This is a genomic window from Streptomyces sp. NPDC001851 (assembly GCF_040297165.1).
GTDB lineage: Bacteria > Actinomycetota > Actinomycetes > Streptomycetales > Streptomycetaceae > Streptomyces.
Map to the genome: position 1 here is coordinate 140,552 of NZ_JBEOYR010000015.1, position 15,260 is coordinate 155,811.

Here is a 15,260-nt window from a genome sequence, read left to right on the forward strand (position 1 = left end):
GGTGGGGCTCCCCACTCCGGGGACACTCCCCACCCCCACCCTCCGGAGGCACGCAGTGAGACCTCTTCGGGCATGTCTGAGCGCGGCAGCGGCCGTCACGCTCGCCGCCGCGGGCACCACCGCACTCGTCGCGGGCCACGCCTCGGGCGCGACCACCGCACTGAGCAACCGCTGGTACGCCGCCGCGCCCTATCTGATGCCGCTGGACAACGACCCGCCGGACCCGGGCGCCCTCATGGACGCGACCGGCCTCAAGGCCTTCCAGCTGGCCTTCGTGCTCGCCCCCGACGGCGGCGGCTGCTCGCCGACCTGGGGCGGCACCGCGCCCGTCTCCTCGGACACGGCCGTACAGTCGAAGATCAGCACGATCCGCGCCAAGGGCGGCGACGTATCGGTCTCCGTCGGCGGCTACGGCGGCACGAAGCTCGGCCAGGCCTGCTCCGACGCGGCGTCCACGGCGGCGGCCTACCAGCAGGTCATCACCAAGTACGGGCTGCACGCCGTCGACTTCGACCTGGAGGAGCCGGAGTACGAGAACAGCGCGGCCATCAAAAACGAGATCGGCGCGGCCAAGATCCTCCAGCAGAACAACCCGGGCCTGTACGTCTCCGTGACCACGGCCGGCACCGCGGACGGCACCGGCTGGTTCGGCAAGCAGATGCTGCTGGAGGCCAAGTCCCAGGGGTTCACCCCGAACAACTTCTCCATCATGCCGTTCGACGGCGGCTTCAACGGGGCGGCGAGCCAGACCGGCGCGCTGACCAACTTCAACTCGATCCTGCAGTCGACCTTCGGCTGGGACCAGGCGACCGCGTACGCCCACGAGGGCTTCTCCGGCATGAACGGCCGCAGCGACACGGGTGAGTACTTCACGCAGGCCGACTTCCAGACGGTGCTGCAGTACGCCACGAGCCACGCCATGGACCGCTTCACGTTCTGGTCCCTGAACCGCGACCGGCAGTGCAGTCCGCCGGACAACGGGGGCCGTACCTCCGGCACGTGCTCCAGCGTCCCCCAGAACCCCTGGGACTTCGCGAAGTACTCGGTGCAGTTCGCCGGCGCCACCCCGCCCACCACCACCCCGACGCCGACCCCGACCCCGACGCCGACCTCCTGCAAGCCCGCGTGGAGCTCCTCGGCGGTGTACACGCAGGGCGACGAGGTCTCGTACGACAAGCACAACTGGAAGGCCAAGTGGTGGACCCGGAACGAGGTGCCGGGCGCCTCGGAATGGGGACCGTGGCAGGACGAAGGCGCCTGCTGAGACCGCGACGAACACGGCGAAACCCGCCCCGACCTGCGCGACTGGTGCAAACGGCCGTACGGTCGTAGCGTCGGGTGCACGCGGTCGGACACGGCACGACGGGTGGGAGCGACCATGCGCGGAACAGTGATGGGAACGGCGGTCACCCTCGCGGCGGGCGCCCTGCTGACGGCGGCCATGACCACCGCTTCGGCGAGTCCGCCGGCCGCGGCCGGCCGGGTCGACCCCCCGCGCCCCGTGCTCGTCGACTGCACCTGGCACCGGAACGTCCGGCCGGCCGACTTCATCCTGGCCTGCGGCGACGGCAACAGCCGGCTCATGGGGCTCCACTGGACGCGGTGGAGCCCGGACGGGGCGACGGCCACGGGGGTGAACTGGGTCAACGACTGCAAGCCGTACTGCGCGGCCGGCCGCTTCCACGGCTACCGGGTGACCGTCCGCCTGGACGAGCCCAAGTCCTGGACGAAGCACCCGTCGGTGCAGCACTTCACGCGGATGAGCCTCATCTACGCCGACGCCCGGCCGGACGCCTTCAAGCAGGTCATGACCTACCCGCTCTGGGACTGAACCGCCGGGACCGAACCGCTCCGGCGGCAGCGGGCGCAGGCCCGGCAAAATCGCGGTGCGACGGCTCGTGCGCCTCTGCGATCATGCCGCAATGCGCGACACCCTCGAACAGCTGGTCGTACGACACACCCACCGCATCCCCGCCCCCATCGGACCCGCCGGTCGCGGCGAGGTGGCGGCGCGGCAGTTCGACGCCGCGCTGATGTCGGTGGGCTTCAAGCTCTCCGCGGCTGCCCTCGTCCGCCTGTCGTCCCTGTCCGAGGGCGTGGTCGTCGGCACCGCCGTCCGCACCCTGGCGACCGTCCGCGAGCTGGCCGGCGACCATGTCCAGCACAATGTCTACTTCGTCGACTTCCCGGCGAACGTCCCCGGCACCGTCCAGTTCTGGGCGCGCTGCGTCGAGGAGGCGCTCACCGACGACTCCACCCGCACGGGCACGCTGAAACAGCTGGTCAGCGGGGTGGTCGACCTGCTGACCCTGCCGTCGTACGGCCGCTACCGGCACACCTACGCCGAGATGCTCGCCCGGCACGACGAGCTGGTCCCGGCGGCGGGCGACCGCCTGACCGTGCTGGACCTCGGCGGTGCGCTGGACGACGAGGTCACCGCGCTGTACCTGGCCCTGGCCGGGAGCAGCACCCCCCTGGGCGAGGACGGTCTGCGTGACCTGGAGCTGCTCGCCGGGGCGTGCGTGGCCGGGCCGCAGCCGGAGGCGATTCCCGTGCGGGAGAACCGGGCCGTCGTCAACCGGGCACGGCTGCGGCTGGGCGCGGACCTGCTGCTGGACACCGTCACCGATGTGCTCCGGCTGGCCTGCGCGCTGTCCGGCGGTGACGTGACCCTCCAGGAGCCCACCCGGTTCCGGGGCCTGTCACGGCCGGTGCGCCGCGCGCTGCTCGCGCATCTGGACGCCGTCGTCGCCGCCTCCCCCGCCGGACTGGCGGACGTCCTGGTCCACCGGGAGGCGTTCAAACGCCTCGGGGAGCGGCTGCACCCGCACGAGTACCCGCAGTGGCCGCACGCCGCCGAGGTGTTCGCCGTCGCCCGCGGTGAGCGGCGGGCGCGTTCCTTCGAGGGCCGCGTCGAGGAACTGCTCGGTGCCGGGGACATCACCGCGGCGGTACGGCTGCTGGAGTCGGCGCCGGGCAGGCTGTTCCGTTCCCTGGACCGGCTGCTGCGCACGGCCCGCACCCAGGAGGAGCGCGACACGGTCGTCGCCGCGGCCGAGGAGGTCGCCGGCGCGGTGTCCGGCCGGGTACTGCTGTCGGTGCGCGAGCACCTGCACAACCGTGCGGGGGCGGCCGAGGGCCGCAGGGTGTTCGTGGGCCGGCGGGGCCGTGCCTGGGTCACCGACGACACACGGCCGCCCCTGCTGCCGCCGGAGCGCAAGCGGCTGATCACCGCGCTCGACGACGAGATCGGCCGCCGGCTCCCCGCCGTGGACCGGCTGCTGGTCGATCCTGCCATGCTCGATGTGGCGCTCCCGCTCAGCGGCAAGGCGACCGCGTCCGGCCTCGGCGTGCTGCCGCGCGGCTCCCTCTCCCCCGTCGACGGGGAACTGCTGCGCTTCTTCGTGTACTGGAAGCAGACCTGCCGGCGCACCGACTACGACCTGTCGGCGCTGCTGCTGGACGCCGACTACGAGACGGTCACCTGGCTGTCCTGGACGGCGCTGTCCGACGTCGAGGGCGAGCACTCCGGCGACATCACCGAAGCACCCGACGGCGCCTCGGAGTTCATCAACCTGCGCCTGGGCGCCGTGCGCGGCACGTTCATCGTCCCGCAGGTCCACATCTACTCCGGGGAGGGCTTCGAGGAGGCCGAGGAGTCCTTCTTCGGGTTCATGCTGCGCGAGGGAGAGCAGGCCGGCCGCCCCTTCGAGCCGCGCACGGTGCGGATGAAGTCGGAGCTGCGCGGACCCGGCCGGGTCGCGCTGCCGCTGGCCTTCCTGCGTGACGCCGACGGCCGCTGGCACGCGAAGTGGCTGCACCTGTACCTCGGGGGCCAGCCGGCGGCCAACCGGGTGGAGGGCAACCAGGTGTCGGTGGCGACGCTGCTGCGCGGCGTCGTCGAGCGCGAGTACCTCACGGTCGGCCACCTCGCCGGGCTGCTCGCCGGGCGCGGCACGACCGTGACCGAGTGGGACGGCGGCGAGGCGGTCCCGGACGGCCCGGTCACCTATGTGGGCCTGCAGCGGCCGGAGGGGCTGCACCCGGAGTCCCGGATCATCACCCCGGAAAATCTGCGCGACCTGATCCCGGAGTGACTGCTAACGTGAGCGGCGGCGAGGCCATGAAGGGGCTTCCTTCTCACTCCCCGCAAGGGGTTCGACGCGCTAGTCCCTTCGCTCTCCTCGCCGTCGGCGTCGGCCCCGTGGCACCTTCCGGTGCCACGGGGCCGTTTCGTGCGTGCCGGGCGGTCGCGGCTCAGGCCAGCTCGACCAGCAGGTCGCCGCCCTCCACCTGCTGGATCCGGTTGATGGCGAGGCGCGAGACCCGGCCCGCCTTCGGCGCGGTGATGGTGGCCTCCATCTTCATCGCCTCGATGGTCGCGACGGTGGCACCGGCGGCGACCTCGTCGCCCTCGGCCACCGCCAGCGTCACCACCCCGGCGAACGGCGCCGCGACATGGCCGGGGTTGGCGCGGTCGGCCTTCTCGGTCACCGGCACGTCCGAGGCGGCGGCACGGTCGCGGACCTGGATCGGGCGCAGCTGGCCGTTGAGCGAGGACATCACGGTGCGCATGCCGCGCTCGTCGGCCTCGCCGACCGCCTGCAGCTCGATCAGCAGCCGGACGCCTGGCTCCAGGTCGACGGCGTACTCCTTGGCGGGACGCAGTCCGTAGAAGAACGCCTTGCTGTCCAGGACGCTGGTGTCGCCGAAGGTCTGCCGGTGCGTCTCGAACTCCCGGGTGGGGCCGGGGAACAGCAGCCGGTTGAGCGTGGCGCGGCGGTCCTTGGCCAGGCCCTCGCGGTCCTCGGCGGACAGCTCGGGCGCGGGCTTCGGCGCGGCCCGGCCCTTGAGGGCCTTGGTCCGGAACGGCTCGGGCCAGCCGCCGGGCGGAGTGCCCAGCTCGCCGCGCAGGAAGCCGATCACCGAGTCCGGGATGTCGAACCTGTCGGGGGTCTCCTCGAAGGCCTTCGGGGATACGCCGGCGCCGACCAGGTGCAGGGCGAGGTCGCCGACGACCTTGGAGGACGGGGTGACCTTGACCAGGCGGCCGAGGATGCGGTCGGCGGCGGCGTACATGGCCTCGATGTCCTCGAAGCGGTCGCCGAGGCCGAGGGCGACGGCCTGGGTGCGCAGGTTGGACAGCTGGCCGCCGGGGATCTCGTGGTGGTAGACGCGGCCGGTCGGGGAGGCGAGGCCCGCCTCGAACGGGGCGTAGACCTTCCGGACGCCCTCCCAGTACGGCTCCAGGTCGCCGACGGCCCCCAGGTCGAGGCCGGTGGGCCGGTCGGAGTGGTCGGTGGCGGCGACGAGCGCCGACAGCGACGGCTGCGAGGTCGTGCCGGCCATCGACGCGACCGCGCCGTCCACCGCGTCGACACCCGCCTGGATCGCGGCGAGGTAGGTGGCGAGCTGGCCGCCGGCCGTGTCGTGCGTGTGCAGATGCACGGGCAGGTCGAACTCGCGGCGCAGCGCCGAGACGAGCTTGGCGGCGGCGGGGGCGCGCAGCAGGCCGGCCATGTCCTTGACGGCCAGCACATGGGCGCCGGCGTCGACGATCTGCTCGGCCAGGCGCAGGTAGTAGTCGAGGGTGTAGAGCCGCTCGGCGGGGTCGCCCAGGTCGCCGGTGTAGCAGAGGGCGACCTCGGCGATCGCGGTCCCGGTCTCGCGTACGGCGTCGATGGCGGGGCGCATCTGGCCGACGTCGTTGAGGGCGTCGAAGATGCGGAAGATGTCGATGCCGGTGGCGGCGGCCTCCTGCACGAAGGCGTCGGTCACCTCGGTCGGGTACGGCGTGTAGCCGACGGTGTTGCGGCCGCGCAGCAGCATCTGCAGGCAGATGTTGGGCACGGCCTCGCGCAGGGCGGCCAGCCGCTCCCACGGGTCCTCGGCGAGGAAGCGCAGCGCCACATCGTACGTCGCACCGCCCCAGCACTCCAGGGAGAGCAGCTGCGGCAGGGTGCGGGCGACGACCGGGGCGACGGCGAGGAGGTCCTTGGTGCGCACCCGGGTGGCGAGCAGGGACTGGTGGGCGTCGCGGAAGGTGGTGTCGGTGACGCCGATGGCCGGCGACTCGCGCAGATGGCGGGCGAAGCCCTCGGGGCCGAGCTCGACCAGCAGCTGGCGGGAGCCGGCGGGGGGCTCGCCGGCCGGGAGCGGGGGCAGCTTGGTGACGGGGTCGAGCAGGTCGGGCCGTTCGCCGTGCGGCTTGTTGACGGTCACGTCGGCGAGGTACGTGAGCAGCTTGGTGCCGCGGTCCGCCGACGAGCGGGCGGTGAGCAGGTGCGGACGCTGCTCGATGAAGGAGGTGGTGACGCGCCCGGCCTGGAAGTCGGGATCGTCCAGCACCGCCTGCAGGAACGGAATGTTGGTGGCCACACCGCGGATACGGAACTCGGCGACGGCACGCCGGGCGCGGCCGACGGCCGCCTTGAAGTCGCGGCCCCGGCAGGTGAGTTTGACCAGCATCGAGTCGAAGTGCGCGCTGATCTCCGTACCGGCGTGGGTGGTGCCGCCGTCCAGGCGGATGCCGGAGCCGCCCGGGGAGCGGTAGGCGCTGATCCGGCCGGTGTCCGGGCGGAAGCCGTTGGCGGGGTCCTCGGTGGTGATGCGGCACTGGAGGGCGGCGCCGCGCAGGGTGATGGTGTCCTGGGCGAGGCCGAGGTCGGCGAGGGTCTCGCCGGAGGCGATGCGCAGCTGGGCCTGGACCAGGTCGACGTCCGTGACCTCCTCGGTCACGGTGTGCTCGACCTGGATGCGCGGGTTCATCTCGATGAAGACGTGGTTGCCGGCGGGGTCGAGGAGGAACTCGACGGTGCCCGCGTTGCGGTAGCCGATCTCGCGCGCGAAGCGCACCGCGTCGTCGCAGATCCGCGCCCGCACCTCGGGGTCGAGATTGGGGGCGGGGGCCAGTTCGATGACCTTCTGGTGGCGGCGCTGGAGGGAGCAGTCGCGCTCGTAGAGGTGGATCACGTTGCCCTCGCCGTCGGCGAGGATCTGCACCTCGATGTGGCGGGGGTCGACGACGGCCTTCTCCAGGAAGACGGTCGGGTCGCCGAACGCGGAGGCGGCCTCCCGGGAGGCGGCCTCGATGGACTCGCGCAGCTGGGCGGGGTCCTCCACGCGGCGCATGCCGCGACCGCCGCCGCCCGCGACGGCCTTGACGAACACGGGGAAGCCGATCTCCTCGGCGGCGCGCACCAGTTCGTCCACGTCGGTGGAGGGCTGGGAGGAGCCGAGCACGGGCACGCCGGCCGCCCGGGCGGCGGCGACCGCGCGGGCCTTGTTGCCGGTCAGCTCCAGGGTGGCCGCGTCCGGACCGACGAAGGTGATGCCGGCCTCCTCGCAGGCGCGGGCCAGCTCCGGGTTCTCGGACAGGAAGCCGTAACCGGGGTAGACGGCGTCGGCGCCGGCCCGGCGGGCGGCGCCCACGATCTCCTCGACGGAGAGATAGGCCCGCACCGGATGCCCCGGCTCGCCGATCTCGTACGCCTCGTCGGCCTTCAGCCGGTGCAGCGAGTTGCGGTCCTCGTGCGGGAACACGGCGACGGTGCGCGCGCCGAGTTCGTAGCCCGCCCGGAACGCGCGGATCGCGATCTCTCCACGGTTGGCGACCAGCACCTTGCGGAACATCCTGGATTCCCTTCAGCTGCCTGCCGGCGACGAACACGATCGTGTCAGCCACGCCTGCCGTACCTCGCGGCACACCCTAGGGGGTACCCGCACGTCGGGACGTGCGAAAACCATCACATCGCCGGGGTGGGCGACGCCACACTCCCGCGCTGTGGCCTCAGCATTCCAGGGATGTCATCGCCGCGTCGTGCGGCTGTCCGCCGGCCACCGGAGCGGACGCGGCACGGGGCAGCACGGGCGCGGGGACCACCGGAGGCCCGGCAGCCGCGGTGGCACCGTCCCGCGCCTCCGCGGAATCGGGACCGCGGCGCCGGGTCCCCGCGGGTCCAGGGCCGTGGCGCCGGGTCTCCGCGGGCACGGGACTGCTGGGGCAGGGCTCCGCGGGCGCAGGGTCGCGGTACTGGGTCCCCGCAGGTGCCGGGGCGCCGTTCGGCATCTCCGTGAGCACAGGGTCGCGATGCCGGGGCCCTGCGGGTCCAGGGGCGGGGCGCCGGGTCGCCGCGGGCACGGGACTGCCGGGGCAGGGTTCCGCGGGTCCAGGGTCGCGATGCCGGATTCCCGCGGGCGCGGAGGGGCCGTTCCGCATCTCTGCCGGCACAGCATCGCGACGCCGGGGCCCTGTCGGTCCAGGGTCGTGGTGCCGGGCCGGTGCGGGCGCGGGGATGCCGGGGCGAGGGGCTGCGGGTGCAGGGGTGTGGTGGCGCCTTGGCAGCAGGGATCGTACGTACGCACGCAGGCCTGGGCGGCGGCCGTGCAGGAGGGCGAGGGCGATCGCCGTACCCACCGCGACCAGGTGCTCGCGCCCGGCCAGGTTGGGCACGGCGACGGACTCCCAGAGCATCGAGCCGCCGGTCAGGGTGAACACCACGGGGGCGCGTCGGATCACCGAGAGATAGGTGAACAGACCGACCACGGCCGCGGAGGGGCCGGTGTCGAGCACCCGCCCGTACGCGTGCGGCAGGCCGAAACCCCACCAGCCGGGGCCCAGCGCGATCATCACGCGGGCGATGAGCGTGCCCGCCAGGGTGGTGACGTAGGCGATCGCCAGGGTCCGGACCCGGCCCAGGATCAGTTCGGCGAGGGCGAAGGAGAGGAACAGCGAGGTGATGCCCGCCCACACGGGCAGGTCGAGCGCGGGGACGTACAGCGACACGGGGGTGCGCAGCAGCGCCAGCCACAGCGGGAGGTCACCGGTGACGCCCCCGAGCCGCTGGACCCACAGCCGGCCGAGCGGGTGCTGGGCGATGTCGTGGAAGAAGATCACGCCGCACGCGGCGACGAAGCCCAGCAGGAGGGCGGACAGTCCGCGCCGGGTGAGGCGGTGCACCGGCTCGACGACGATGGCGTGCCACTCGGCCCGCAGCGTCCGCCCGGTGAACCGGACGAGCCGTAAGAGCAGTGAGCGCCACCGGTCTGCGTGCCCTTCAGCGGTCATGAGGCGCGGCAGCCCGTCGCCTCCGGCTCCCCCGTCATGTCCCTCGCCCCCTTCACCCCGCTTCCGGCGGTCAGACCGTGCGGGGCGTTTTACCGACGTTCGACCTGATCGGTGACAGTCCAGCGAGCCGGAAGACGGGCGTCAAGATCCGTTCGGGGTACACGCGGGTGTGGGAAGACCCACAGGCTCGCGCGGCCGTGAATCCGGCGCCGCGAGGCAACCTCCCCTCGCGCGGACCCGTCCTCGGAACAAGGCTCCTGCACGGCGTGCTCGGTTGACTTCGAGGGCGCTCCAACTCGTAGCGTCACGGACGTACGGCAGGCGGGTGACCGGCGCCCGGCTTTCCCCACGGGATGCCGGATGCCGCGATCCGTCGCTAGATGGAACCGGGGCGGTCCATGGCCCCGTGCCGTGAGCAACGACGATCGAGTGTGCAGGAAGGGCTGGGACATCGCATGCAGAAGCGCAGTCTGCGGGACCTCCAGGTATCGGCCATCGGCCTCGGATGCATGGGGATGTCCGCCTTCTACGGCTCCGCCGACCAGGAGGAGGGCATCGCGACCATCCGGCGGGCCCTGGAACTGGGCGTCACCTTCCTCGACACCGCCCAGGTGTACGGCCCGCTGACCAACGAGTCGCTGGTCGGCGAGGCGATACGGGGACATCGCGACGAGTACGTGATCGCGACCAAGTTCAACTACCGCATGGACGACGCCGTACCCGGCGACATGAGCACGGTCGGCCGGCAGGACGGCTCGGCCGAGCATGTGCGCAGCTCGGTGCACGGCTCGCTGGAGCGGCTGGGCACCGACCACATCGACCTGTACTACCAGCACCGGGTCGACCCGAACGTGCCCATCGAGGAGACGGTCGGCGCGCTGGGCGAGCTGGTGGCCGAGGGCAAGGTGCGGTACATCGGGCTGAGCGAGGCGAGCGCGGAGACCATCCGGCGGGCGCACGCCGTGCACCCGGTCACCGCGGTGCAGAGCGAGTACTCGCTGTGGACGCGGGACGTGGAGACCGAGGTGCTGCCCGCGTGCCGGGAGCTGGGCATCGGCTTCGTGCCGTACTCCCCGCTAGGCCGCGGCTTCCTCGCGGGCCGCTTCACCTCCCCGGACGAGCTGGACGAGAACGACTTCCGCCGCGCCAACCCGCGGTTCACGGACGCCAACCTGGAGGCGAACCTGCGGCTGGCGGCGAAGGTGAAGGAGATCGCCGCCGAGAAGGACGTGACCCCGGCCCAGCTGGCCATCGCCTGGGTCCTGGCGCAGGGCGAGGACCTGGTGCCGATCCCGGGCACCAAGCGCCGCAGCTACCTGGAGCAGAACGCCGCCGCGGTCGCCGTCGAGCTGACCGAGGAGGACCTGGCCCGCATCGACGCGGAGTTGCCCGCGGCGGCGGGCGAGCGGTACGACGAGGCGGGGATGCGTACCGTGAACCGCTGAGCGCCGCCGGGTCCGGCCGCACCGGCGTTCAGCCGACGGTTCGGTGCCGGCGCGCGGGTAGCGGTGACCGAACGCACCGGGACCGGGATGCGGGCGCGGCCGCGCGGCGTGACGCGGGTCACGTGTGCCGGCGCCCTCCGCGGAGGCCTGTGAGGAAGCACACGCGAGGCCCAACTGGTCGGCGGATACGGGGGTTTGGGGCTCGCTGCGCCGTCGGGGCGGGTGCCGTGGGGACCACTGTCACCTCCCGTCTGCCACGATGGTCGGCGCCCTGACCGGGGATGGCCCGGCCGCGCAGTGCAGCCGGCCCGACGGGTTCCGCCGGTCCCTCTCCCCTGTCTGGTTGTCGAGTACCCCGCTGTGTCCTCTGCTCCTGCCCTGCCCACGTCCGCGCCCGGCTCCGCTCCCGCCTCGCGCTCGCCCTGGCGTTCCCTGCGTCATCGCGGCATGCGCTGGTGGTCGGCCGCGAACTTCGTCTCCAACGCCGGCACCTGGATGCAGCTCACCGTGCAGAACCTGCTCGTGCTGCAGATCACCGGTTCCGCCGCGGCGACCGGCCTGTCGATCTCCGTACAGGCGGCCCCGGCGCTTTTCGTGAGCCTGCTGGGCGGCGCGGCCGTGGACCGCTGGCCCCGGAAGCTGACCGTCGCGGTGAGCCAGGCCCTGCTCGGCTCGGTCGCGTTCACCACGGCGCTGCTGGTGGCCCTGGACCGGATCGACATGCCGGCGCTGCTGGTGCTGGCCGCCGTGACCGGCGTCATCGCCACCGTCGACGGACCGGCCTGCGCGCTGCTCGGCAACGATCTCGTGCCGAGGGAGGACGTGCCGTCGGCGATCGGGGTGGGTGCCCTCGTGCACAGCGCGGGGCGGCTGGCCGGCACCGCGCTCGCCGGGGTGACCGTCGGTTTCCTCGGCACGGGCGCCGCGTACGCCGCCAACGGGCTGTCGTTCCTGTTCGTGGCCTCGGTCGTGCCCTTCCTGCGCCCGGTGCACGGGGCCGTGGCCGAGCCGGCGGGCGAGGCACGGGCCGTTCCGGCGCCCGCGGAGATGAGCGTGCGCGAGGGGCTGAGGTTCTTCGTACGCCGGCCCCGGCTGCTGGCGCTCGCCGGGATCACCGGGATCAGCTCGGTCTTCGGCCGCAACTACGGCCTCACGCTCGCCGTCCTCGTCACCGGGCCGCTCGCGGGCGGTGCCGGCTCCTTCGGCACCGTCTCCACGGTGCTGGCGGTCGGCGGCATCATCGGTGCGGTTCTCGGCGCCCGGCTGCGCAAGCCCTCCGTGCGGACGGTGGGCCTGCTGGCGGCCGTCGGCGCCCTCCTCCAGGTCGTCGCCGGTCTGTCGCCGTCGCTGGCCGTGCTGATGGTGCTGGTGCTGCCCATGGCCGTGGTGGAGTCCGTCTCCGACACGGCCGGTACGGCGGTCCTGCAGACCGACCCTCCCGCCCATCTGCGCGGCCGGGTGCTCGGGGTGTGGAGCAGCGTCGGCACGGTGTGGAGCCTCGGCGGGCCGCCCCTGCTGGGCCTGCTCATGGAGTGGGCCGGTGCGCGCGGCGCCCTGGTCGCCGGTGGTCTGCTGATCGCCGGGTCGATCGGCGCGGGCCTGCTGGTCCGGCGACGCGACGGGCTGATGCCGGTGACCGTGACCGCGAAGGACGGCGACGTGACCGGCCGCGAGGCTCTCGGCACGGCCGCCTGACGCCCGCCCGGGGTCCGGGGGGCTCACTCCTGCGGGTGCTGCTCCCGGCCCGGCAGGTGGTACACGTGGAAGGCCTGTCCGATGACCGGCTGGGCCACGTTCCGCACCCGGACGCCGCCGCTGGTCATGCCGTGTTCGGTACCGGCGTGTGCGTGGCCGTGCACGGCGAGGTCGGCGCCGCCGGTGTCGATGGCCTCCGCGAGCAGATAGCTGCCGAGGAACGGGTAGATCTCCGGCGGCTCGCCGGCGAGGGTGTCCGGCACGGGCGCGAAGTGGGTCAGGGCGATGCGCACGTCGCAGTCGGCCAGCTCCTTCAGTGCGGTGTGCAGACCGTCGGCGCACCGGCGGCTGTAGCGGACGAACTCCTTCATGAGCGGTTCGCCGAACTCCCCGGCACAGCGTCCGACGAAGCCACCGCCGAAGCCCTTCGTCCCGGCGACCCCGATCCGGGTCCCGCCCGCGCCGCTGACGACGGTGGCCTGCCCCTCCAGGACGTGGGCGCCGGCGTCCCGCAGGATCGTGGTGACCTCCTCGGGCCGTTCGTCGTGGTGGTCGTGGTTGCCCAGGACCGCGACGACCGGCACCCCGAGGTCCTTGATCTCCCGTGCGACGACCGCTGCCTCCTCCGGGGTGCCGTGCCGGGTGAGGTCACCGGCGAGCAGCAGGACGTCGGCGCAACCGGGCAGCGTCTCGAAGGAGGGCCGCAGCGTGCCCTGGCTCTCGGGACCCATGTGGATGTCCCCGACGGCCGCGACGCGGATCATGTCAGGTCCTCCCCGTGGTCGGGCGAGGAGGTCCCGGCGACGAGGATGTCGCAGTGGACGGGATGCCCCGCCAGTTCCTCGCGGGCCGTGTGGCAGATCTCGTCCCGGCACTGGGCGGACGGCACGGTGCCGGTGAGCAGGATGGCATCGCCGCGCATCTCCAGTCGTACGCCGAGTTCCCCGAGCGGTCCCGCGGCCAGGTGCTCGGCGAGGTGGGCGACGCGGTAGTCCAGGTTGCCGGCCTCCGGCGGGGGCGGCGGGCTGGTGTCGGTCATGGCTGCCCCTCCTGGGGGTCGATCACGTGCAGCCGTTCGAGGAGGAAGAGGAAGGCGGCCGGCATGGGCTGGTCGCCGCAGGTCGTCCGGACCTCCTTCCAGTCGACCTTCTCGCGGACGGCCCGGGCGACCGGCAGTACGGCCCCGAAGTCGCAGTAGTGCTCGGAGAAGGCGCTGAGCAGGCTGCGGATCAGATCGGTCGGGGACAACACGGGCATCAGCACCGAGTCGACCGGCAGGACATGGGCGCGCTCCAGCAGGTCCCTGGTGACGGGCTGGTGCGCGAGGGCGAAGATGATGTCGACGTTCTGCCCCTGGCAGGTGGTCTTCAGCAGCCAGTCCTCGGGCGGGGTCCGCACGGCGAGGCCGGCCTCGCGCAGGGTGGCGGCGACCGTCTCGGCGTCGTCGGGCAGCACGCAGAAGTCGGCGTCGTGCTGGAGGTAGCGGCTGCCGCCGTGGGCGTAGACGGCGACGCTCCCGGCGAGCGCGAAGGGGTGGCCGGCGCGCTTGAACAGGGCGCCGATCTCCTTGGCGGCCTCCAGGATCGCCTGGCTGCGGTCGTGCGGCAGGTCCGGCTGTCCCGGTGCGGGGGCGGCAGACCGTTCCGGTCCCTCCTGCGCGAGACGCAGTTCGGTGACCTCCGGTCGCCGGAGGGGCGCGGTGTCCTCCCCGTTGTGTGTCATGACCTCTCCTTCACGGCACCCGGCGCCCCCGGGGCGGCCGGTTCGGCCCCGGGGCTGGTACGGGTACCCGGCGCGACCGCACCGACACGGCGCACCGCCCGGCCGTACGGATCCTTCCCGTGTGACGTGCGCCGGGTCCGGGACGGGAGGACGCTGTAGGAATGAGACCCCGGCTCAGGGCGGCTTCGGGGCAGCCGTGGCAGTCGGCGCATCCGCTGCTGTTGCTCCCGGTGGCGCTCATCGTGGTGATCACGGTGGTGGACGTGCAGACCCCCTACAACGTGCACCTGGGCCCCGCCCTGGTGATCGCGCCGGCGCTGACGCCGTCCATCGCCGGTCCGCGGACCACCGCGGCCATCGGGGCGCTCGCACTGGCCGCCCAGCTGGTCATCGGGGTCACCCACGGCGGCATCGGCACCACGAACCACATCGTGCAGATCATCACCCTCGCCGTGCTCTCGGTGCTGGTGGTGCTCTACAGCGCGCTGCGCGAGCGCCGGCAGGCCCAGCTGGCCCAGGTCCGCACGGTCGCCGAGGCCGCGCAGCACGTGCTGATGTGGCCGCTGCCCGAGCAGATCGGGCCGCTGCGGATCGCCTCGCTGTATCTGGCCGCCGAGGACGAGGCACAGATCGGTGGCGACCTGTACGCGGTGACCCGGTACGACGGCGGGGTGCGCGTCCTGATCGGCGATGTCCGCGGCAAGGGTCTGGCCGCCATCGGCGAGGCCGCCCTGCTGCTCGGGGCGTTCCGGGAGAGCGCGCACCGGCACATTCCGCTGGCGGAGCTGGCGGCCGTCCTGGAGCAGAGCATCGCCCGGCACGCCGCGGACCTGGAGCCGCCGGAGGAGGCGGGCGAACGGTTCGCCACCGCGCTGCTGGTGGAGATCCCGGACCGGGATCCGGTCACCCGGATGACCAGTTGCGGCCATCCGCCGCCGCTGCTGCTGAGCCCCGGCCACGCCGTCACCGTCCCGAGCCTGCATCCGTCACCGCCGCTCGGGGTGCACGGTGGCGCGGAGCACACGCTGGACGTGTTCTCCTTCGAGCCGGGTGACACCCTGCTCCTCTACACCGACGGGGTGATGGAGGCCAGGGACGCGCGGGGCCGGTTCTATCCGCTCACCGAGCGGGCCGTGCGCTGGACCGACGAAAGCCCCGAGGCGCTGATGCACCATGTGCGGCGCGACCTGCTCACCCATGCCGGGGGCCGGCTGGACGACGACGCCGCGCTCATCGCGCTGCACCGCACGGCCGTGGACCGGCGCCGCCACCACGGCCGGGTCTCCGGCACGGACGCCTTCCGGCACGGCTGAGCACGGCCGGCACGCGGG

At 73.1% G+C, this 15,260-nt stretch carries 11 protein-coding genes; 6 read left to right on the top strand and 5 right to left on the bottom strand.

Features of this window, described 5'->3' with window-relative positions; translation table 11 throughout:
- The first annotated feature begins 55 nt into the window (after positions 1-55).
- The 3 genes from ABT171_RS23245 (at position 56) to ABT171_RS23255 (ending at position 4,097) form a co-directional block, all read left to right on the top strand.
- A complete protein-coding gene (locus ABT171_RS23245) occupies positions 56-1,264 on the top strand; it encodes a carbohydrate-binding protein (protein WP_351246701.1) in 1,209 nt (402 codons plus the stop codon).
- A 114-nt stretch (positions 1,265-1,378) separates the two neighbouring features.
- Positions 1,379-1,831 carry a hypothetical protein gene (locus ABT171_RS23250; RefSeq protein WP_351246703.1) on the top strand — a complete coding sequence of 151 codons (453 nt, stop codon included), beginning with the start codon at positions 1,379-1,381 and terminating at the stop codon, positions 1,829-1,831.
- Positions 1,832-1,922: 91 nt separating this feature from the next.
- On the top strand, positions 1,923-4,097 hold the full coding sequence (locus ABT171_RS23255; RefSeq protein ID WP_351246705.1) for a hypothetical protein: 2,175 nt from the start codon (positions 1,923-1,925) through the stop codon (positions 4,095-4,097).
- Positions 4,098-4,257: 160 nt separating this feature from the next.
- On the opposite strand, the gene ABT171_RS23260 is transcribed toward ABT171_RS23255, so the two are convergent.
- Both ABT171_RS23260 and ABT171_RS23265 read right to left on the bottom strand, forming a co-directional pair.
- Positions 4,258-7,632 (bottom strand): pyruvate carboxylase, encoded by a 3,375-nt coding sequence (locus ABT171_RS23260; RefSeq protein ID WP_351246707.1) that lies wholly within the window; start codon positions 7,630-7,632, stop codon positions 4,258-4,260.
- Positions 7,633-7,789: 157 nt separating this feature from the next.
- Positions 7,790-9,067, bottom strand: coding sequence for a hypothetical protein (locus ABT171_RS23265; protein ID WP_351246709.1), 1,278 nt, complete (start codon positions 9,065-9,067; stop codon positions 7,790-7,792).
- A 455-nt stretch (positions 9,068-9,522) separates the two neighbouring features.
- Between ABT171_RS23265 and ABT171_RS23270 the strand changes: the two genes are divergently transcribed.
- Positions 9,523-10,512 carry an aldo/keto reductase gene (locus ABT171_RS23270; protein ID WP_351246711.1) on the top strand — a complete coding sequence of 330 codons (990 nt, stop codon included), beginning with the start codon at positions 9,523-9,525 and terminating at the stop codon, positions 10,510-10,512.
- Between the two features lie 447 nt (positions 10,513-10,959).
- A complete protein-coding gene (locus tag ABT171_RS23275) occupies positions 10,960-12,207 on the top strand; it encodes an MFS transporter (protein ID WP_351246713.1) in 1,248 nt (415 codons plus the stop codon).
- 23 nt (positions 12,208-12,230) lie between these two features.
- Here the strand turns inward: ABT171_RS23275 and ABT171_RS23280 are convergent, their stop codons facing one another.
- From ABT171_RS23280 to ABT171_RS23290, 3 genes are read right to left on the bottom strand one after another with little or no spacing between them, the layout of a single operon-like run.
- The gene (locus ABT171_RS23280) at positions 12,231-12,971 is read right to left on the bottom strand and encodes a metallophosphoesterase family protein (protein ID WP_351246715.1); all 741 of its coding nucleotides are present in this window, start codon (positions 12,969-12,971) and stop codon (positions 12,231-12,233) included.
- Positions 12,968-13,246, bottom strand: coding sequence for a hypothetical protein (locus ABT171_RS23285; RefSeq protein ID WP_351246717.1), 279 nt, complete (start codon positions 13,244-13,246; stop codon positions 12,968-12,970). The genes ABT171_RS23280 and ABT171_RS23285 overlap by 4 nt, the downstream gene beginning before the upstream one ends.
- Positions 13,243-13,929, bottom strand: coding sequence for a nucleotidyltransferase family protein (locus ABT171_RS23290; protein WP_351246719.1), 687 nt, complete (start codon positions 13,927-13,929; stop codon positions 13,243-13,245). The genes ABT171_RS23285 and ABT171_RS23290 overlap by 4 nt, the downstream gene beginning before the upstream one ends.
- Positions 13,930-14,090: 161 nt before the next feature.
- Here ABT171_RS23290 and ABT171_RS23295 point away from each other — a divergent pair, with 161 nt between their 5' ends.
- A complete protein-coding gene (locus tag ABT171_RS23295; protein ID WP_351246721.1) occupies positions 14,091-15,242 on the top strand; it encodes a PP2C family protein-serine/threonine phosphatase in 1,152 nt (383 codons plus the stop codon).
- The last annotated feature ends 18 nt before the right edge of the window (positions 15,243-15,260 follow it).

Coding starts and splice junctions, on each gene's coding strand:
- ABT171_RS23250 (WP_351246703.1), top strand. CDS start 1,379: ATGCGCGGAACAGTGATGGGAACGGCGGTCACCCTCGCGGCGGGCGCC.
- ABT171_RS23255 (WP_351246705.1), top strand. CDS start 1,923: ATGCGCGACACCCTCGAACAGCTGGTCGTACGACACACCCACCGCATC.
- ABT171_RS23260 (WP_351246707.1), bottom strand. CDS start 7,632: ATGTTCCGCAAGGTGCTGGTCGCCAACCGTGGAGAGATCGCGATCCGC.
- ABT171_RS23265 (WP_351246709.1), bottom strand. CDS start 9,067: ATGACCGCTGAAGGGCACGCAGACCGGTGGCGCTCACTGCTCTTACGG.
- ABT171_RS23270 (WP_351246711.1), top strand. CDS start 9,523: ATGCAGAAGCGCAGTCTGCGGGACCTCCAGGTATCGGCCATCGGCCTC.
- ABT171_RS23275 (WP_351246713.1), top strand. CDS start 10,960: ATGCGCTGGTGGTCGGCCGCGAACTTCGTCTCCAACGCCGGCACCTGG.
- ABT171_RS23280 (WP_351246715.1), bottom strand. CDS start 12,971: ATGATCCGCGTCGCGGCCGTCGGGGACATCCACATGGGTCCCGAGAGC.
- ABT171_RS23285 (WP_351246717.1), bottom strand. CDS start 13,246: ATGACCGACACCAGCCCGCCGCCCCCGCCGGAGGCCGGCAACCTGGAC.
- ABT171_RS23290 (WP_351246719.1), bottom strand. CDS start 13,929: ATGACACACAACGGGGAGGACACCGCGCCCCTCCGGCGACCGGAGGTC.
- ABT171_RS23295 (WP_351246721.1), top strand. CDS start 14,091: ATGAGACCCCGGCTCAGGGCGGCTTCGGGGCAGCCGTGGCAGTCGGCG.